The 19,071-nt window shown below is 52.8% G+C and carries 20 protein-coding genes and 1 pseudogene; 6 read left to right on the forward strand and 15 right to left on the reverse strand.

Features of this window, described 5'->3' with window-relative positions; genetic code table 11:
- Nucleotides 1-302 precede the first annotated feature (302 nt).
- Nucleotides 303-605: a hypothetical protein gene (locus ACI77H_RS29750; protein WP_407015480.1), complete on the reverse strand. Its 303-nt coding sequence runs from the start codon at nt 603-605 to the stop codon at nt 303-305.
- 836 nt (nt 606-1,441) lie between these two features.
- On the opposite strand from ACI77H_RS29750, the gene ACI77H_RS29755 reads away from it, so the two are divergent.
- Nucleotides 1,442-1,741, forward strand: coding sequence for a hypothetical protein (locus ACI77H_RS29755; protein ID WP_407015481.1), 300 nt, complete (start codon nt 1,442-1,444; stop codon nt 1,739-1,741).
- Nucleotides 1,742-1,919: 178 nt separating this feature from the next.
- Here the strand turns inward: ACI77H_RS29755 and ACI77H_RS29760 are convergent, their stop codons facing one another.
- From ACI77H_RS29760 to ACI77H_RS29770, 3 genes are all read right to left on the reverse strand, one after another.
- On the reverse strand, nt 1,920-2,219 hold the full coding sequence (locus tag ACI77H_RS29760; protein WP_407015482.1) for a helix-turn-helix domain-containing protein: 300 nt from the start codon (nt 2,217-2,219) through the stop codon (nt 1,920-1,922).
- Nucleotides 2,220-3,144: 925 nt separating this feature from the next.
- Nucleotides 3,145-4,425 (reverse strand): tyrosine-type recombinase/integrase, encoded by a 1,281-nt coding sequence (locus ACI77H_RS29765; RefSeq protein ID WP_407015483.1) that lies wholly within the window; start codon nt 4,423-4,425, stop codon nt 3,145-3,147.
- A 521-nt stretch (nt 4,426-4,946) separates the two neighbouring features.
- On the reverse strand, nt 4,947-5,249 hold the full coding sequence (locus ACI77H_RS29770; RefSeq protein ID WP_407015485.1) for a hypothetical protein: 303 nt from the start codon (nt 5,247-5,249) through the stop codon (nt 4,947-4,949).
- A 92-nt stretch (nt 5,250-5,341) separates the two neighbouring features.
- Here ACI77H_RS29770 and ACI77H_RS29775 point away from each other — a divergent pair, with 92 nt between their 5' ends.
- Both ACI77H_RS29775 and ACI77H_RS29780 read left to right on the forward strand, forming a co-directional pair.
- Nucleotides 5,342-6,025: a hypothetical protein gene (locus ACI77H_RS29775; protein WP_407015487.1), complete on the forward strand. Its 684-nt coding sequence runs from the start codon at nt 5,342-5,344 to the stop codon at nt 6,023-6,025.
- Between the two features lie 706 nt (nt 6,026-6,731).
- Nucleotides 6,732-6,974 carry an AbrB/MazE/SpoVT family DNA-binding domain-containing protein gene (locus ACI77H_RS29780; protein ID WP_407015488.1) on the forward strand — a complete coding sequence of 81 codons (243 nt, stop codon included), beginning with the start codon at nt 6,732-6,734 and terminating at the stop codon, nt 6,972-6,974.
- A gap of 250 nt (nt 6,975-7,224) precedes the next feature.
- On the opposite strand, the gene ACI77H_RS29785 is transcribed toward ACI77H_RS29780, so the two are convergent.
- A complete protein-coding gene (locus ACI77H_RS29785) occupies nt 7,225-8,487 on the reverse strand; it encodes an ABC1 kinase family protein (protein WP_407015490.1) in 1,263 nt (420 codons plus the stop codon).
- A 53-nt stretch (nt 8,488-8,540) separates the two neighbouring features.
- The gene (locus ACI77H_RS29790; protein ID WP_407015492.1) at nt 8,541-9,005 is read right to left on the reverse strand and encodes a DUF3429 domain-containing protein; all 465 of its coding nucleotides are present in this window, start codon (nt 9,003-9,005) and stop codon (nt 8,541-8,543) included.
- Nucleotides 9,006-11,791: 2,786 nt separating this feature from the next.
- Between ACI77H_RS29790 and ACI77H_RS29795 the strand changes: the two are divergent.
- The 3 genes and pseudogenes from ACI77H_RS29795 to folE form a co-directional block, all read left to right on the forward strand.
- Nucleotides 11,792-12,319: pseudogene (locus ACI77H_RS29795) on the forward strand (methyl-accepting chemotaxis protein); the annotation flags it as partial.
- A gap of 67 nt (nt 12,320-12,386) precedes the next feature.
- Nucleotides 12,387-12,851 carry a thiol-disulfide oxidoreductase DCC family protein gene (locus ACI77H_RS29800; RefSeq protein WP_407015494.1) on the forward strand — a complete coding sequence of 155 codons (465 nt, stop codon included), beginning with the start codon at nt 12,387-12,389 and terminating at the stop codon, nt 12,849-12,851.
- A 144-nt stretch (nt 12,852-12,995) separates the two neighbouring features.
- Nucleotides 12,996-13,556 carry a GTP cyclohydrolase I FolE gene (gene folE, locus ACI77H_RS29805; protein ID WP_407015496.1) on the forward strand — a complete coding sequence of 187 codons (561 nt, stop codon included), beginning with the start codon at nt 12,996-12,998 and terminating at the stop codon, nt 13,554-13,556.
- Between the two features lie 139 nt (nt 13,557-13,695).
- On the opposite strand, the gene ACI77H_RS29810 is transcribed toward folE, so the two are convergent.
- The 9 genes from ACI77H_RS29810 to ACI77H_RS29850 all read right to left on the reverse strand — a co-directional run.
- Complete coding sequence (locus ACI77H_RS29810) at nt 13,696-14,673, reverse strand: DMT family transporter (RefSeq protein WP_407015497.1); 978 nt, start codon at nt 14,671-14,673, stop codon at nt 13,696-13,698.
- Nucleotides 14,670-15,242, reverse strand: a complete 573-nt coding sequence (locus ACI77H_RS29815; RefSeq protein WP_407015498.1) for a TetR/AcrR family transcriptional regulator — start codon at nt 15,240-15,242, stop codon at nt 14,670-14,672. Before ACI77H_RS29815 ends, ACI77H_RS29810 begins: the two co-directional genes overlap by 4 nt.
- A gap of 484 nt (nt 15,243-15,726) precedes the next feature.
- On the reverse strand, nt 15,727-15,984 hold the full coding sequence (locus ACI77H_RS29820; RefSeq protein WP_407015500.1) for a DUF1652 domain-containing protein: 258 nt from the start codon (nt 15,982-15,984) through the stop codon (nt 15,727-15,729).
- A 125-nt stretch (nt 15,985-16,109) separates the two neighbouring features.
- Nucleotides 16,110-16,271 (reverse strand): hypothetical protein, encoded by a 162-nt coding sequence (locus tag ACI77H_RS29825; protein ID WP_407015501.1) that lies wholly within the window; start codon nt 16,269-16,271, stop codon nt 16,110-16,112.
- Nucleotides 16,272-16,610, reverse strand: coding sequence for a CHAD domain-containing protein (locus tag ACI77H_RS29830; protein ID WP_407015503.1), 339 nt, complete (start codon nt 16,608-16,610; stop codon nt 16,272-16,274).
- Nucleotides 16,611-16,612: 2 nt separating this feature from the next.
- The gene (locus tag ACI77H_RS29835) at nt 16,613-16,912 is read right to left on the reverse strand and encodes a CHAD domain-containing protein (RefSeq protein WP_407015505.1); all 300 of its coding nucleotides are present in this window, start codon (nt 16,910-16,912) and stop codon (nt 16,613-16,615) included.
- Nucleotides 16,913-17,064: 152 nt separating this feature from the next.
- On the reverse strand, nt 17,065-18,054 hold the full coding sequence (locus tag ACI77H_RS29840) for a TerC family protein (protein ID WP_407015507.1): 990 nt from the start codon (nt 18,052-18,054) through the stop codon (nt 17,065-17,067).
- Nucleotides 18,055-18,343: 289 nt separating this feature from the next.
- Entirely contained in the window at nt 18,344-18,535 is a 192-nt protein-coding gene (locus tag ACI77H_RS29845; protein WP_407015511.1) for a diguanylate cyclase domain-containing protein, read from the reverse strand.
- Nucleotides 18,511-19,071, reverse strand: a 561-nt coding sequence (locus ACI77H_RS29850) for a diguanylate cyclase domain-containing protein (protein WP_407015509.1), incomplete at its 5' end; no start/stop codon positions are given. The genes ACI77H_RS29850 and ACI77H_RS29845, both read right to left, overlap by 25 nt.

Genomic DNA, 19,071 nt, shown 5'->3' on the forward strand with positions numbered 1-19,071 from the left:
GTATCGATTTCTCGTGGAGTCACTACAGTGCTCATACCGTTACCTCGTGAGGGGGGCTAGGAGTCGCCTTGATAAGATTGATCCCGCTTAGATCAACATCGCAGCTTCATCGTCCTAAATCGACCCAATTTTGTAGATAGTCGAGATTTATGCATCCGATGGTTGCTACCGAGAAGCTAGGAACTCCGCGATCATCCTCGCTCCCTGCGAAGGAATCGGCGCAGAATATCTTAAAGACTGGTGCTGGGATCATGACCACAAAGCCTAGAGCAGTGGAGGGTGAAGCTCAGATGAGAAGAGTGTTAGTCGAGATGGTCGTTTGAGGCCTGGGAAGCAACCGTTTTCGAGTTATCGGAAGATGATTGATCGCTCTCATATTTGAATGGCCGGCTCCTGCCAAATTGCGTTGCAATTTTCAGAGCGGCCTCTCGAAATTTCTCATCGACGAGAATTCTTTCCTCTGGACTCAACGCTTCGTACGCAGCTCGTGATGCCGCTCTCTGCAACGACAGGCGTTCACTCCTCAGCGCTTTGATTTTCATTAAGTGCTCGAAGCCGTATTGGTCTTCTTCAGGACTAGCGGAATCGGTAGTGATTTTTTCCATCGTGCACCGCCCGTATTGTAGAGAAACTCACCGAATCATCCTACCAGTTGCCCATCGTCAACCATGGCCGCTCAGCAAATCGTGGGCCTGATCGTGCTGGAAACCACGGATGAAGACATTGCACGCCTGGTCAAGGTACTCGTTGTGGGCAGAAGCTCGTACCAGCACCAATCGAGCTGAATCAACTTCAATTCTCTTGATGCGAAGGTTGCGCCTTCGTTTGTTTTAGACGCTCCATAGTAGAAAGGGCTCATCGAGTCCTTTCGATTCATGCATACACACAGGCGGCGGACCCTCCGATCAATGATCCCTGACGGAATGCCTGTCCATCGGAACTAAGCAATCGATGCAGTCGGGTGCTTGGACTTGAGATAGATGATCACTACCGCGGTGAACAGGGTTACCAGCGTCGCAGCTGCACAGCCCAGAATGTAAGGGAGTGCAGGTGCGAACCCAGAATCTCGAGCTATGGCTACTGTAACGCAGATCAAGTCCCAATCCTTTCCGGCCATTTGCTGCAAACAGAATGGCAAGACCAGGAGCGCTACGATAGCTTGAGGCGTTTGCGTTCTGAAAGCTGTGAGCAGTAGCTTGAATTTGTCCATCATGTCACTCCGCGTTAAGTGGAGTTCTAGCCTCACATGAAACAAAAAGCTCCGCATCTCAATCGCGTGTAATTTCCTCAAAGGTTGATAGAAGTCCTGCACAAGCAGCTTAAATGTGGCGATTCGCTGATCGACCTGGATGAGGTTCGAAGCTACGTCTCTTCACCGAGATTGTTTGACGTCACCGTTCGAAATCTAAAGCCTTCTCTGGAATGCGTAGGCGATACATTCATGGACAAACGCTCAATGCTTGCGGATTGGCCTCAGCGGACCTACGGCGTATCTATGGAGCAGTGGATGGCAATGTCGTCCAGCGTTGAGCTGATAGACGATTATCACCACAACGACACTAGCGTTGCGAAGATCCAAGTGTGGTCATTCGGACCTTCGAGTCTCGAAGAGGAGCAGCTTCGTCTCGCAGTGGCTTTGTCGTACACCGAAGCCGATTTCCGTGCAGAATCCAGGATCGTAGGCGCGCTAAACCATGTGCTCAACGACCTTGGATTTTACGTCGATAGAGATCGCTACTGACCGCATTTTAACAGGCAGAGCCAGAGAGACAGAGCGCAAAAAAGCAGGTTTGTGTCCCCGATTTTTTTTGCGCCGTCACACCCCAAATGTTTGATGTAAAACCAAGCGGCACATACACCACTAACGAAGGAGTAACGCGATACCGCGGCGCGGATAACCTCAAGGCTCTGCTTCGGGATTAGACTAAGACTGCCAAATATTTATTAAGCTTGTCTTTGCCTTCTTTGGTAAGTCGAAAGTAACGCTGCAAAAGATCAGCCTCGGCATCATCGACGGGGTAAAAATAAGCGGCGGGCAGGTTTAGTTCTGCCGCTAGGCGTTCGACTAATTCGGGGTCTGGCATCCGCTTGCCCAACTCGTACCGATTCATCCTGGTGCTCGCGGATGCTGGCTCTAGCCCAATTCGTATGCCCAGCTCTTCCTGTGAAAGATCGGCGCACAGCCTTGCGTGCTTGAGTCTTATAGAAAGTGTGCTCATAGCGTTCCGCGATCTTGGTCATCGGAGTCGACCAAGCCTGCTCGTAGAGTGACTCCCTGGTAACGGTGTCCTCGGACGACTCATCACTGACAGCGGGATTGTTCGGTGTGTCTTCCATGCATGAGCGCTTATGAGTAGGTGGCAGGCAGATTCTATGATCAGACAGCCTAGCTCATGAATTATGACGCTTATGGAGGGCCGCACGTGCACAGCGTTGTCATGCCTTGTCGTAATCAGGCAAGGACGGCCAAGGGTAACTGCCAGCGCCCTGATCTCAGAGGCGCGCAACTGCGCATCACTCACATGGACGGGGCGACATATGGCTAACTGCCTAGCGCATGGGTGTAGCGTGCAAGCGTGTGTCGCTCACGCGTGACGTTGCTCAGCTCGCTTTGCGTGTATCGTCGAGCCGGTCATCGATGCTTGCCACACGACGCGCCATGCGGGCTCGGCTAGCCACGGAGGGGGAAGGCGTGAAGCCCTCATTATCAACAGTCGAACGTGCGGTCGACGTGGAGGTAAACGCTGAAAAAATTACGTTCAAGCCAAAGACATTTTTCACAAGAGGCTCCAGAGAATCGAAAAGTTGGAGCTACGGTAGTCCTGCGTCATCACCCCTGAGAAACAAAGAACGGACATATCAGTTATCAACCGATGCGATCCCACCTGGGGCGTTGGAAATGTGAACGGTTGTAGACGTCGGTGCGGAGCATCGCTGAGCGAAGTACTCAGCCACCGCGGCGCAGAACGGTTGGAAAAATTTTAAAACAGCGTGCTGTGGAATAAGGCCGGTCAAAGCTAATTCAACTTAATAGTTCACCACATGTACTATTTACTTGGCGTGATCGATGCCGTTCTACAACCACGGCTCCCTTGTGACCAAGAACACGGGACAGCATTGTCGATGCCGCGTCATTGAACTCCACTATTTCAACTTAAGGTGTTTGACCGAGTGCGCACGCTGCTCGTCGAGCGAATTGTAATAGGTATTTTGCGTGGTGCTCAGACTGTTGTGGCGCAGGTCCGCCTGCAAATCCTTCATATCGCGAAACGGCGCATCAAAAGTTGCCGACGTGTGTCGCAACCAATGCAACGACGCCGAACGCAGGTTATCAATCTCATCGTCGCTGCGACCTTCTGCGGTCATTTTCAGCAAGGCGCGATCAAACACCTGCTGAAGTATCAAGCGTAGGTGTCGACCTGAAAGGCCACCCCGGCCACTTAACGTGGTCAGCAGGGGATAGGTCTCATGCGGTGAGGGCAGGGCACTTAGCCCCAAGTGTCTTCGGTAGCGGCTCAAATAAGTGTGCACGTAGTCATCGCGCACGCTGATTTTGGCCGCCTTGTTGCCTTTGCCTACCACATGAAACCACCAGTTGCCCATGGTATCCCGCCGAAAATCACCCATGGTCGGTTCCCAGTTGTCGCGACCGACCAGGTCAGAAACGCGTAAGTACATGGCAAACAAAGTCGTGAGTACAAACAGCGTGCGTTCATGGTCGGGGTCTTCTTCCGCCATTTCCTCCGCGGTTTCGATTACATAATCCCACTGAAGGTGGGAGAGGGCGCGGCCGGACACCTCCTGGGTATGGCGTTGCTTGTAGACCGCCTTTTGTTTGACCGCGCGAAATGGGTTGGCTTCGGTGAGGCCTTCGTCCATGGCGTATTGATAGAAGCTGCCACAGACGGCAAAGACTTGGGCCACGGACCCTTGGGCCATCTTGTAACGATTCTCTGACGGCGCGGGCTCCGGAAGGTGTTTGTCACGTTTGGGCGCCGTCTGGCTGAAAGGACGCCACACCGCGTTGAGTTGGTAAGTGTCGGCACTGCTTTTGCGCTGACCACCGACCCGGAGGAAGCGCGACTTGACCACCGGTCCAATCCAAGCCGCCGTCGGCCGCAAGCAGAATTCCATAAACGCCTCGGCGTCGCTGCGTCGTAATTCCAGCAAAGGTTTCCGGGCCACCAGCAGTGACCAAAGCAGCAAACGTTCCACGTGCGTGCGGTAGGAATTGAAGGTCGCTTCATTGCCGGCATACGATTTGAGGAAACCGCGCGCAGCGATATAGCCCTGGTAAGCCTCAAGTTCCTCGGGAAAGCTGGCCAAATAATCGCGAACCAGAGGTAATTCTTCACTCATCTGGTGGAAGTTCAGCTCCAAAAAGCGTCGGTAGCTTTCAAACAGGGGTTGTGGTGACGAAGGCATGGGACGTCCTGCATGAAATGGGAACTTGCGGGAATGGAATATCCGGGTCTGCGCGTTATCGGATATCGGATATCGGGCGTGAGTTGGAGGCCTCAGGCTGAAACATGAACTCGATTGAGATAAAATGTTAACTACACTAAATAGCCGTTTAGTTTAGTTAGCCTTAGTGCCGATACCGCGCTCATTAGACGGATGGTAGCGATGGTCATTTCGGAAATCAAGGTCGTGCGATTTTACTTCTGCCGAACAAACTTTGTAAGACGCACGCAAGGTAGCAGTGCATAAAACTGACACTTCCCCAGTGTGGACTACGGACACATATATAATATTGAAAGAAGTATTTGTCCTGGCTCGCCACGGCACCCATTTTAGCAGATTTCAGCTCTTCCAGGCACTCAGGCCACTGTGTTGTGGGGCAGCAGGACTTTCCGGTGGTTAATTGATTTTTTCAACTTTTCTCCGGTGATTAAATGATTTTTCGGAAAGCGCTCTAGCGCGGGAAAAAATGCAATTTTTACGGCTTAAAATGGCTGTCTATTGCCGATAATTCCGGTGGTGTTTGTTCTTTTTCCGGCGGTTAAAAAATGAAAATCTGGCGCTATATCGGTCGGTCTACGGCCATATTCTTCGTCAAAACATAAATTTTTTCGGGAAAATTCATAAGTAGACCCATTGTTATTACGCATGACGCTATAGAGTCCGGCGGTTAATTGTTTTTTCCCTGAGTTTGTTATTTCCGCTGATTTAGCTTTTTTTTTCATCGACTTTGGCAGGAGACGCTCTAGCACGGCGTTCTTAGCAGACAGTGAGTGAAGAGCCACCATGTATTTTATGCGTAGGGGTCATTTGCAATTTCTAGACGCAGGCTGAGGTTGGGCGCGCAGCTTTATGATTTGACTGAGATTCCGGTGGGTAAGTGATTTCTGTCCGGCGATTCGTTGATCGTCACAAGACTGATCCGAAGGTTTTCACGCTGTACACGTCGACCGTTTTGGACACGCACAAGGCGAAACCGCCGGTAAAAATGTTGGTGATTTTGGCGGCAGCGATCTTGGTGGCCATCGTTGGTTTTGTCATGGCGTTCAAGTTCATTCATCACCTGACCAGTGATCCCGAACAGCCCCAGGCAGATCCTGTGACGACGAAAGCTGTTCAGGCAGCGGCCATTTCTGCACCCAGCAATTTTGGGATTTCGACCGGTGAAGCTAAACCGATTTGGACAGAGGAAACCCTCAAGCCACGGCTGGCAAACCAGCCTCACACGGCACCGGTTTATGACCAGTTGACGGCACCGACGGATTTTCCACGGGTTGCTGCATGCATGTCGTCAGAGTCCCGCGGTTCCTGTAATTGCTACACGCAACAGGGCACGCCGATTGATGTTCCTATGAGTGCCTGTCTGGTGTTCGTCAAAAACGGCGCGTTTGATCCGTGGTTCACCGGCAGAAATCAGCAGCTCCAAGCAGCTCACGAAGTGTCTACCGAAACACAAGCACCGCACGAAGCAGCAGCGCGAATTGATCTGTCAAGACGTGGTGCTCAATTCACCGTCGTTGCTGATACCAGCCGGACCGAACGAAAAACCGGCATCGTGAAGTAAAATCTGCCGAGACACGCCCTAACAGTCTGTTGGGGTCATTCGCATAATGTATATTATGTTAAACCAGATGCTATGTTAGCTATGTTAGCTATGTTAGCTATGTTAGCTATGTTCATCAGCACTGAATCTGAGGCCCAGGCAGCAGGATATCGAAAAGCAGGTAACTGCAAATAGTAGCTTCTCATTGAAACCCGGCCTTACGAAACCGAGGCCGGCACCCAATATTTGACTGACATATGCTCCCAGTTTTTGCTTTTTCCATCTGACAAAGTTCACCGCAGGCGGTCGTAGCTAATTCTTGGTGACCCCTTCTTCCATCGCCCAATGAGCCAATCGCTGACTGCCAATCAGGAGTAAAAATTGCTTACCCGTCCCGATAAAGACGCCCTCCGTGCGATGCTGGAGTCGCAAGTCCAAGAGAAGCTGCAGCATGACCCAGACGCGTTAACGACTTATGCATCCAAGCCTCAACCAGAGCGCAAACCGTACACCAGCAAACCCACGGTACAGGACAAGGCTTTTCTCAAAGAGCTTGAGCTAATGCGTGCAGATGCCGAAGCCGGAGTGATACATACGCCTAAGCGTGAGTCTCAGGAGACGGGGGCTCCTAGCCTTAGGCTGGACGATTATCCAGATCTGTAAAACACGCCGCAGTCAATCTAAAGGCATTGGACGGCTTCAGAATTAGAACCATTGGAGAGCACACGTGAGAAAGCCCCCTTTGAAGGTCATCATTGAAGAATGGGATGGTGACGGCGCTATTCGAATTCCGGACGAAGCGCTGCAGGAATTGGAACTGGATGTCGGCGACGCTGTGTATTTGATAGAAGAATTTGTTGGCAACACGCGCTGCCTAGTCCTATCAAAAAAGCCTCAAATCACAGATCGGATAGACGAGCTCACTGAAGCATGGAATAGCAGCCAGCTTCGTAACGCCCCGGAGAAATGAGACAGCTGCAATGCGCTTCGCGAATCAATCGTGGTCGGCCAACTGCGGAGTGAACCGCTCAGGGCATATGAAGACTTTGGGTCGAGCCGGGCTTAAGCCCGAAGGAGCGATAGCCGATGTAGCTATAGCTCCGCAGCCCAGCAAATCGCCAATTTAATCAGAGATCAGATACTTGCGTGCCGAGAATTATGCAAAGGCATGGTTAAACGGTAGCGGTACCCAAGGCGAGCATTTATCGTCCATAAAGCGCTCAAATCACGTAAGGCTCGAACAGCCTCCGGACATTCACCCGCGCCTTCAGCTTCGCGGCCAACAGGTACAAACCTACCACCTTGCGATGCAGAAACAGTACATCCACAGGTGGCGTGTGCCAGAAGTCGCGGTCGGCACCTAGTTCCCAACCGGTATCACGTAGGCGTACGGCCAGGTCAGACGTCGCAAAGTTATAGGCACCTTGATGCCTCAGTGGCTCGCAGGCCTGTGTAATGAGATCAGTGAGTACGGCTCGGTGTTTGGGCAGCGTTTCAGGCTGAAAGTAGCCGACGTCCAGTGCGGCATTGGTGATGGCGGCACGGTCTTCATGCAGGCCTGCAATCAACAAGCGGCGATAAGCCTCGGTAATGTTGCGGTCATAAAGTCGCGTGGCGCCGAAGTCCAACAACACCATCCGGCCGGAGTCTTGCTGATAACGGTAATTGGCAAAGTTAGGGTCGGTCTGCACGCACTGGAACTCGAACACCTCGCGCAGAAACAGGCCGAATAGCAACATGATGATCCGGTCGCGCTCTGCCTGCGGCGCGTGCTCTAGTGACTCCACCGCTACTCCATCGACGAAGGACATCACCAAAATATTCGGCGTGCTGAACTGGGCATACGCACGAGGAACCAGAAAGTCAGGACTGTCGGCCAACAGTTGATCAAAGCGCCGTAAGTGTTCGGTTTCTTTCATGTAGTCCGCTTCATCCTGCAGCTGGCGCTTGGCCTCTTGGAGCAATGGGGCGACGTCCATGCCCTTAGGCAGCATCCCGGACATGCGCAATAAGGTAGCAACGTTATCCACATCGCTCGAAATACTCTCGCGCACGCCAGGATATTGCACCTTGATCGCCAGGCATTGGCCGTCCTTATCTTTCGCAGCATGAACCTGGCCGATGGACGCTGCCGCCAATGGCGTGAAGGAAAACCGTTCGAAGCGCCCTTCCCACCCCTTGCCCCAGTTTTCGTTGAGGACTGCCACCAACTGGCTCATAGGCATAGGGTGAGCGTCGCAACGCAGACGAGAAAGGATTTCGCTGAACTCGCGCGGCAACAAATCACCTGCATCCATCGATAACAACTGCCCAACCTTCATGGCGGCGCCACGCAGTTGCGACAGTTGCTCGACCACCCGATGCACATTGCCCGACGTCAACAGCAGTTCGCTGAGCGCCGGACGTTTGCCCTGAACCCACTGCCGAGCGCCTTCGGCTAGCATGCCGCCCGCGACGCCCGAGGCCAAACTGCCGAAACGCATCAACCGCGATAAGCGGCTGCCAGGCACGGGCAACGAACCGGGCTCACGAGGCTTCATGAGTGAAGCGCCTCAACGATCGCGGCAAGCAGCAAGCAGACGCTCGCCACGAGGGTAAGCCGTAATCGCATCGGCAAGTACCAAGCGGGCAAGCTCGTAACCCGCAACAGCTGCCTGTCCTGCCGGAGGTGGGCAACAAAGCCGATGACCAACAGCAAGCAACCCAATGGCATTGGCAGTAACGTGGCAATCCAAGCAACAAGCGCAGGAATGACACTCCAGATGAACCGGTCTCTGCCCTGCTCGGCGCTCATGTCTTGCACGGTCATGGCGAAGCCCCAGTGTAAGGCGCCGACGAAGCTCAGGATGACTGCGCCATAGTTAACAAGCGCCATCGCAAACAACGGCCGATAGTCGAGAGAGAACGGGATCAGAAGCGCCAGAAAAATAAACGGCAACAGACCGCCATAACCCAGCAGGCTGACGTGCTTTGGCAGAGAGGTTAAAGGCAACGCGTTCATTTGTATTCCTTGCAGTGAGCGACACTCAAGACTGTAGGCCCAAACGCCCCGCCTGGGCGAGATATTGATGGCGATCCGAAGCTGGGTTCAGCGTAATGAGTCGCTTTGTAGAATTAGGTCATTGCCCCATTGCTTTTCGGGCAAGCAGGCGACGGTATATGAGGAGTTTCGCATCCTTGAGATCATGCTCAGTGCCTGCATTTACCAAGTCGACCGCACCCCAGCTGTGCTTTGCCTGGTAGTCCACGGCTCCCTGCCCTGCGGCGAGTTTAAAATGTTTACATGCCTCCCTTCAGCGGAGGCAAAGCGCGAGGTCGACAGATTGGAAAACCTCGGAAATTTGGCGTCGTAAAAACTTACGTCGGGAAGCCTGAAACAAGTTCTACCGGGCTGGTTTGGAGCCTGCCTTCTACCTCACCTCGATTTGCGTTGAGACTATGGCTGAGCGCGATGGTACCTGAAGGAGGTCTACCGACGCAGCGCGCGAGTTCATCCACTTCACTACGCACCTTCGGCGGCCCATAGCTGAGAAGAAGGTCTAATACCGCTTGTTGAAGCGCAGCAGCCCCCCGCCCCGGCGCTCGAACCTATCAAGAGTTTGCGAAGAGCTACGAACGTTTGCTGCACATTATCCAATGCGGCCTGGGCATCATTGGGTGGACAGCTAGAGCGCGATGCTGGGTTCGCTGCGTGCCCTTCACTGCTCGCCAGGCAGCAGCACTTCAACCTGAGGAAATGGCATAAATGCCTATACGACTATCAGCCGAAAGGACTTAAGCAAGCGGTAGACGCTATGGGATTGGTTTGGCAAGGTACCTATCTTCTAGCGATGGACGATGCCAGAAGTGTGGCTTCAATCGTGAAAGAAATGATCGCCTGACTGCCTACTTGAGCCGGGGCTAGGAAACTGTGTTACTCGGCAAGTTTAGCTTTGAACCATACATGAAGGAGCTCCACTCGGCATACGCCGCAAAATGTCTCTGGCTTCCCATAGCCCAACGCTCTGCGTTTGTCTCACGAATCGAAACCAATATCATCAACTCAGTGACTGCCGCATCGAGCTCCAGCAGGAGGTGATGAGATTTAAATCTAAAATGATCAATGCTTGGCATTTCGTTCCGCCAAGATAGGTCTGATTCGAAAATACGAATCCTTATACCTATCTCACCCATCGACACCGGTTAGTCGATGTTCGATCCCTATTGACGACCAACGGTTGACGAGAATTTTGATCGCCAGCCTGTTGGCGCTAGAACATGGAAATCACGACCCCAAATGTTCGGAAATACCTGGTCGTTTCACCGTCGCTTTTAAGCATACGGGCCCGGGCTCTCGCTGACCAATCCCAGTTCCCTCATCGGGCCACGTAGCTTTTTACGAGCCGATCCGCTCGCCATTTTGGTACAAAACCGAAACCAGACTACGACTGCCAGCAGTGGCTCGACTTTGCGAGAAGAAATAAAACCTGTACAAAAATAATTTCGTGTATAGGTTTTATGCAATGTGTGTCATTCTGCCATCAGTCAGCTATCACCAGCTGATCGCGCTGGTGCCTCGCCGGGCTCTCGTCACTTTCAAATGGGCGGTAGAGGCACACAAGTAGCCCTTGACATGGATAGCAAAACAGAACCGCCACGTCTTGCCCGTACAGGGTCTATCTAAGAGTTCAGCCGATGAAAAACTCCATCTCACTAGCCTCGCGCATAGGCCTTGGTTTCGCCGCGATTGTGTCGCTGCTCATACTAATCACCGCCGTGGGCATCCAACGTGTGGGCTTTATCGACTCCACCCTGGAACACGTAAGCGAAAATGCGGCGAAGATTCAACGTTACGCCATTAACTTTCGCGGAAGCGTGCACAACCGAGCCATTGCTATTCGAGACGCAGTGTTGGTGGATAGTGAACAAGACTTAACCGTCCACCTCAATGAAGTTATCAATTTAGAACAGGCCTACTCCGATTCAGCCACGCCAATGGATCAGCTATTCGCAACTGCAGGAGTAACATCGCAGGAGCAACAGCTGTTGAGGGCGATTAAAGACATTGAAAAGCAAACGCTAGCTTCTACCAAGTCGGTAATTGCCCTGCGTCGCGACGGGGACATTTCTGGTGCACAGGCTTTGCTGCTGCGGCAAACCTCCGGTGAATACAGCGAGTGGTTGAAGCGCGTGAATGCACTGATTGACTATGAAGAAGCCTCGATCAAAAACCAACTCAGTGCGGTACAAGCCACCGCTAGTGAGTTTCGAGGACTGATGCTCATGGCCACCGGGATAGCGCTGCTGCTGAGCATCATTTTGGCGATCTCTATTATTCGCTTCGTCAAATCAACGCTGGGTGCTGATCCGACACAGGTTGCACAGGCTATCCAAAGGTTGGCCGCAGGCGATTTGCAACAAATTATTGTTACCGATTATCCGAACAGCGTGATGGGCGTCCTGAAAACTGCGCTCAGACGTTTGGCTGATACCATTAGTGAAGTACGCATTGCGGCCCAAGAGGTTAACAATTCATCTAGGCAGCTGTTGACCACATCGTCCGCCAATAATAATCAAACCAGCCTGCAGACCCGCGAAGCCGAGCAGGTGGCAACTGCAATTACGCAAATGGCGGCAACGGTCAATGAAGTTTCGGGCTATGCATCTCAAGCAGCGGACGCAACGCGTTTAGCCGATTCTGAAGTTGTAAGCGGTAATCGCGTCGTTGCGGACACCACTCTCGCTATCGAACAGTTAGCGAACACACTGGTTGAAACCACCAATACGGTAGAGCAGGTGTCAAAGCGTAGCGAAGAGATTGAAATAGTGATCGAGGTAATCAATTCAATTGCCACGCAAACTAACCTGTTGGCGCTGAACGCAGCCATCGAAGCGGCCCGAGCAGGTGAGCATGGCCGAGGGTTTGCAGTTGTGGCCGATGAGGTGCGCTCTCTAGCTAATCGAACTCAGGAGTCGACCCGGGAAATTCGCGAAATGATCGGCACCCTTCAGAGCGGGACTGAAACGGCTGCACAAACCATGCGTAATAGCTGCGAACTGGTAAGCCACACCGTTGCGCAAACCCGCAGCGCCCAAACGGCGTTAGCTAAAATCAGCCAGCAGGTCGGGGCTATAAACCACATGAATGCCCAAATCGCCAGCGCATCTATCCAGCAAAGCGTCGTGGCCGAAGACGTTGCGCAAAATATCACGCGCATCCATAGCTCAACGGTGCAATCGGCAACTGGCTCTCGTGAAGTTGCAACGGCCAGCCAGGAGTTAGCGCAGCTTGCTGATCGTCTTACCCAGAAGGTCGCATTTTTCAGCGTGGCTTAGGGCGGGCCCATTGTCAGTCCTTTTCTTTCAGCATATCTTGTGAAAAACCTATACAAGGTCTCTATAAATGTCCAATAAAAAGGATTGGCCACTGACGCTGTACTTTGACGGTCAATGTCCGCTGTGTGCGCGCGAAATCAAAATCCTGAATCGACACGCCGCAGAGAGTCGCCTGCAATTTATTGACATCAGCAGCGGTGCGTTCGACGCCAAGGCACTCGGGTTAACGCTCGAGCAAATGCAGTCCTCGCTGCACGCCCGTTTCGCCAATGGCCGCTGGGTAACCGGCCTGGACGCCACCCTGTGGAGCTGGCGAGCCGCCGGTTTGGGGTTTTGGGCAGCGCCACTGACATGGCGTGCCATCCGACCGCTGCTTGCTTTAGGTTATCGCCTCTTCTGCCGCTTACGCCCCCATTTGGCGTGGCTTCCTCACCCTGATGGCCGCCGTCGCTGTGTCGATAACCGTTGCCCGGTGCCGGAGTCAAAATCCGCACCAGACGAGCAGCCCACTTTAAAAACAAAGCAGACCTAGAAAACTTCGCTTTCCCATTGGGTCGACGCAGAACCTGAGCCACAGATCATCTGGCGTACCCGTGTTATCTGGTGCGCAGCAGGCACTCCCCTGCTACCAAGGATTGCCGCCACCTTAAGCGCAGCATGGCGGCGAGGAATCAAAATGAACCCATCATTAGCCGAGCATTACCGTGAAATTCTCGTCGGCGTAGGCGAGAACCCTGAGCGTGAAGGACTGCTCGACACGCCCAAGCGCGCAGCCAAAGCGATGCAGTACCTGTGTAATGGCTACGCGATGAGTCTGGAGGAAGTAATCAACGGCGCACTGTTCGAATCGCAAAACGATGAAATGGTCATCGTGCGCGACATTGAACTGTATTCATTGTGTGAGCATCACATGCTGCCCTTCATCGGCAAGGCTCATGTCGCGTACATCCCCACAGGGAGGGTACTGGGCCTGTCGAAGGTCGCCCGAGTTGTCGATATGTTCGCCCGCCGCCTACAGATTCAGGAAAACCTCACCAAACAAATTGCCGACGCCATTCAGCACATCACCGATGCCGCCGGTGTTGCTGTGGTCATTGAGGCGAAGCACATGTGCATGATGATGCGGGGCGTGGAGAAGCAAAACTCGGTGATGACCTCGTCGGTGATGCTTGGCGCCTTTCGCGAGTCGTCCGCTACGCGTCACGAGTTCCTGCAACTGATAAGGCGAGTGGGTTAAGCCAACAATTTGGGTCTGTCTGCGGGAGAGGCTACATGAACCGTCCGTCCAACACAGCTTCCCGCCTCCAGCACTTAGGGCAATGATGCCAAATCAATCCAAGGCGGACACCTTAAATGCCCATACCGGCAAAGTCGCATTAGTTTTGGCTAAGGTCAGTCATCCAACCACGCGTCGCGAGGCTTGTCTGCCTGCGATAAAAGGCGTGAATAGCCCACACTACCCCTATGAATAGCAACCCTGTCCCAAGTGCTTCCATAGGAGAGGGCCAGCGTTGGTTGATCAGCAGGCCCATCGTAGTTGCATAAATGGTTCCGCTGGCGATCAATTGTCCGCTGAGCGCTAGAGGCAGACGTCGAGTTGCAATTGACCATGCCCAGGCACCTGCAAGGGTGGCCCCTAACCCCTGAATCAACCCACAGACTATTAGCGCCTGAGTACCTTCTAACCCGCTCGGATGGCTAGCGAAGTGGGACAGGTTCAAGTGCAAACCAACGGGTATGAAGGCCAGCATCTCGACGCTGCACATGAAGATCAGCATGGCTGACCACAACATGGGGGACATGCTTGGGCGCTGAGCCAAAGCACTTTCATTTAACAATCCAAAACCAGTCCAAAATCCAATTGCGATTAACGATGCGAGCAGCCCAAGCAGTATCGAATCAGTCGGGAGCACCACCTTTGCGGCGCTAAAATCAAACACGCTCAAGTTGACCAAACTTATGCCCAAAGCCGCGAGCAACAACGGCCCGGCAATGGCACGCCAGGGCACACTGGAGCTTCGCATGTTGCCGGCAATCGCGAGCACGATCGGTACTGACCCCATCATTACCGGAGGGATCACCGGCCCAGCTGCCAAGACCGCAGTGGTGATCAGGAAGAAGTAGCCAATGTATCCTAAGAAACCCAGCAGTGCGGCACAGGCCCAGTCGCTCAATCGCAGTTGCCGCACTTCACTACGGTAAACAAACAGCACGAGCAAGCTACCTAAGCCGGCAAAGGCATAGCTCACCACTGCCAGATCAAAAAGGCTGTAATCGCCGACCAACCCCGGAAAGATGTAGAGCAGCGACCAGGAAAAAGTGGCTGCAATGGCAGCTAATAAGCCTAGGGTCATACGCTCTGCCCCTGCTGACACTGCTTCCGGATCCAGCAATCAGCTATTTGCCGGGCAGTGTCGAATACCCGAACTTGCTGGCCCATGGCGCCGCTGACAAAACTGCCCTCCAACAAGATGAATAGCCCCTCAGCCACTACGTCAGGGTCGCTTATACCGGCGCTCATCGCCAAGGCAGTAAGATTTTCCCGTATCCCTTGCTTATGCCTGCTGACTGCCAAATGCACAGGGTGGCTAAACTGGGGGAATTCAGCCGCACTGTTGACGAACAGGCACCCGCGTTCGCTATCTTGCAAAAGAAAGCGTTGATACAAATCGAAAAAAGCGAGCATGCCACTGACCGGGTCAGTATGCCCTGCCAAGGTGCGCGCTACCTCTTCACGCCAGCGTCGGTCACGCTCCTCAAGGCAAGCCACTATCAACGCATCCTTGGAGGGGAAATGGCTGTAGAGCGTCATCTTGGTAACTCCCGCCATCGCGGCGATGGCCATCACACCAGTAATGTATATACCTTGTGACAGAAACAGCTTCAGCGCGGAATCAATCAAGCGCTCACGGGTATTGTCCAATTTAAGGCACTCCGGCATCGAGACGGAGATGACTATACTGACCGGTCATATTGAAGTGCATCCAAATACGACCTGAATCATGGCCGTTACGACACAGGCCGCAGCATGCCACACAGCAGTAAATCGTAGGATTTGGCCAATCAGGAATTACGCTACGATAGCTAAGCGCACCCTGCAGGTGCTGCAACCTAACAAAAACAAGGTTGAGCAAGCATTAGGATCCAAATGCTAAGCTGACAGCGGTGGGCAAACCCACATGGGTTAAAACTCCTCTTTACCCGCACGCGAGTGCAGTTTTTTTTGACTGCGCCGGAGTACGAGAAATCATTCCCGACACGTTCGCATGTGTATTGAAAAGAGTTTTTGGCCGCTGGCAGAATTCGAATTGCTTGATTGTTAGCAGCGGTGTTCAGACAGGATGTGCGCAGCGTTGGTAAGGATATTTAGCGAAATCTATCCCTCTGCAGAACCCAACAAATGGCTTTTATAAACCTACGGGATGATCCCCACAGCAGATTTTTCTTGCGCTCATTCCGCAACGTAGCTCGCCTACAAGGTTTAATATTGCGAGGCTGTTACTCAGTGGGTAGCTCGAAATTCCAGTTACCAACAATTCGACGCAGCCAGAGCTTGGTTCGACGACCTTGATCATCAACGATCCATTTGGGTTAACGGTGCATATGCAGGATAGGGGCCGGAAGCTACATTCGATGATGTGACGTAACTCGAGTAATGAAATCATGACGTTCGTCCCTTATCAGGTCTGTGCCTATCTATTGCTGTATTAAGGTGCAGGCATCGATGAACAAAAACCCATCATCGATTTGTAACTTTCTGCCCGCAATAATGAGTCCATCCAAAACGCGCTCATTCTTCTGCTGCCACTTTAGGCAGCTTTTTTTTGCCCGAAGATTTTCTCAGCCGTATTGCCAAGTCTTTCAACTGGATCTCAGATTTTTCGAGTGCGGTTACTGCGCAGCGCTGCCAAACCTGTTCCAGCGGGAGTAGGTCAGACTCGATCAGTGCCATTTAGCACCACTGATAATGGTCATGCCAGGCACCCAATGCCGATTGCAGGGCTTTGAGAGAACTTGCCGCTTTACCCGAAAGCGGTGACAGTTTTGGAAAATCCTCTGTCAGGTAGCGAGTCTGCTTGACTAGGATTCTCAACTCATACCTATCAAATCCAGCGTCATCTACTGCAGCATGCAAGCGGTCGATGTGCTTTTTCAGGGATTTTTCAATTTGAGGCTGGAGGTGCTTCAAACCGCCGCTCAATTCAACCGAGCGAAAGCTGGAAGGCCACTCATCCAGTTGAATGAACAGGTTCTTGAGAGCAGAATTTTTTAGAATCCTGGAGTAGCTCACCGCTAACCGGCTTTTTCTGAGATGGCTTGGACAGGAAAGCCTCTGCTCTCAAGCTCCTGAATCATAACCTCCAGATCGCGAGCAGGTGTGGTCAGCCTTCCTACTTCAGCCGCCGCGATGTTCAAAGCTCCCACCTGACTTATGGAGCGCATCGGTCGGAGCAAACTCCTGATACGCCTTACGGCTATCCTGAGATCGTGCAAAGCTTCGCTATCAGTCCTTGCTTCCAACCGAGCGAGGGATTGATATAGAGCAACCTGAAGCGCCAATATCTCAGCAACGAACTTGTCTGCAAATGACATTCGCTCATCTCATTGAAACGGTATTGACACGAGCTTAGCAGAGCCATGGATGATCCATTTTTGACCTTGGTTTAGAGTTACTGTCCCCATTTCTCAAAGTCGCCAATTCGCTAGTAGGCATCCGACTGGCGGCCGCCACCTTTTTGGATTTACTACTTCGAGCCAGCAGAGACCTGGTCGCGGGTTTTCCACAGCGACAGCAGCACACCGCCCAGCAGCAGCCCAAGGGTCACGCTCAGAGAAATGACCGCCGGAATTTTGCCGATGATACCGACCAGGAAGATTTTGCCACCGATAAACACCAGCACCAGTGCCAGCGCGTACTTGAGGTAGGCGAAGCGGTGAATCATCGCCGCCAGGGCGAAATACAAAGCACGCAGGCCAAGGATGGCGAAGATGTTCGAGGTGTAGACGATGAAGGGGTCTTGGGTGATGGCGAAGATCGCCGGCACGCTGTCCACGGCGAACACCAGGTCGGCACACTCGATCAGCACCAAGGCTAAGAACAACGGCGTCGCCCAGACCACGGACTTGCCGCTGGCGTCCGCCTGACGGACAAAGAAGCGCCCTTCATGCAGTCGCTCGGTCACCCGTATATGTTTGCGCAGGAACTTCACCAGCAGGTTTTCGCTAAGGTTCGGATGGGCATCGACCCTGCTGAACAGCATCTTTAGCCCAGTCAACAGCAGGAAGATGCCGAATACATACAGAATCCAGCTGAACTCGGCGATCAGCGCCGCCCCCAGCCCAATCATGATCGCGCGCAGCACGATTACACCGAGAATGCCCCAGAACAGTACCTCGTGCTGATACCTACGCGGGATTGAGAGGAAGCTGAAGATCATCGCCATCAGGAACACATTGTCCATCGACAACGATTTCTCGATCAGAAAACCGGTGTAGAAATCCATCCCGGCGTCACCGCCCTTGACCTGCCAGACCCAGAGGCCGAACAGCAAACCAGCCGTGATATAGCCAGCAGACAGCAGCAGACTTTCACTAACGCCGATTTCTCGATGCTCACGGTGTAGCACCCCGAGGTCGAAGACCAACAGGCCCATCACGATGCTTATAAAGACTAGCCACAACCAAGTGGCGGTGCCGAGGAACTCGGCCAGGAAGAACGGTTCTAGGGCAGTCATGAGCCCCTCCTCTAAGTGTCGAAGTTATAAAAACTGCAACTCCGACATGGCAGCGGCTAGCTGTCAGAGGGGCCCGGCATTGCGAGTTCAAATCTAGAGAGGCGCGTGCAGTTTCTCAATCACACAAGAGTTGCAAGTTATTTCAAATCGGTAGGTCGTAGCGGAAGTCGGAGTGCCGATAGGCAGAAATGATATCTGCATCCAGAGAACCCTTAACAGAGCCTGGCTCCCTGGCTTTTTTTGTTGCCGAACTTAGCGATTAAATGAGCCTGAATATCCTATAAGCATCTCAAGCTTCCGGGGACTCAGTCATCGCGACTCCTTTGCGCCCCAGTTGTTTAACGCCGTACATTGCCTGATCCGCTGCTTTCAGCAACGAACTCAGACTTTGGCCATGATTGGGACACAGAGAGACTCCGATACTGCACCACAGTGTTAGCTCTCCTGCGCTTGTCGCTACTGTCTGCGCAATGGCTTCCAGTACCTGTACTGCTCAGCACTCTCTGGGTTGATAAGATCCGTGATCAGAATCACGAATTCATCTCCACCGTAGCGTGCTACGGTGTCACAAGAACGCGTGACCTGAAGCATGCGATTGGCGACTGCCTTGAGAACCTGGTCACCAACCTCATGGCCATACTTATCGTTAATGTCCTTGAAATGATCGAGATCGATCAACAGAACGGCAAACGCAGTCCCACTCGCTTTCCAGTCTGAGAACGCCTGATCAAAACGATCGGCCAAGAGGTAGCGATTCGGCAATTGGGTTAGAACATCATGGGTTGCGAGATAAGCCGAGCGTTCATGTTCAACCTCTGCTCTTTCAATCGCTTTGAAATGCCGAATCAACATTCCAGGCACAAGCACGAATGCCCCCGCGAGAACCGCAAGGACTATCAATGTTTCCGCTGTCAGAATATCGCCCAATCGCAACTGACGCTCAAACAACAAGGTCATCGGTTGCGAAACACTCCTGATCTCGACTCGGTCAGATAGAGCCGGTAATAGGAGGCGATC

The sequence above is a fragment of the Pseudomonas sp. O230 genome, from assembly GCF_045447035.1.
GTDB lineage: Bacteria > Pseudomonadota > Gammaproteobacteria > Pseudomonadales > Pseudomonadaceae > Aquipseudomonas.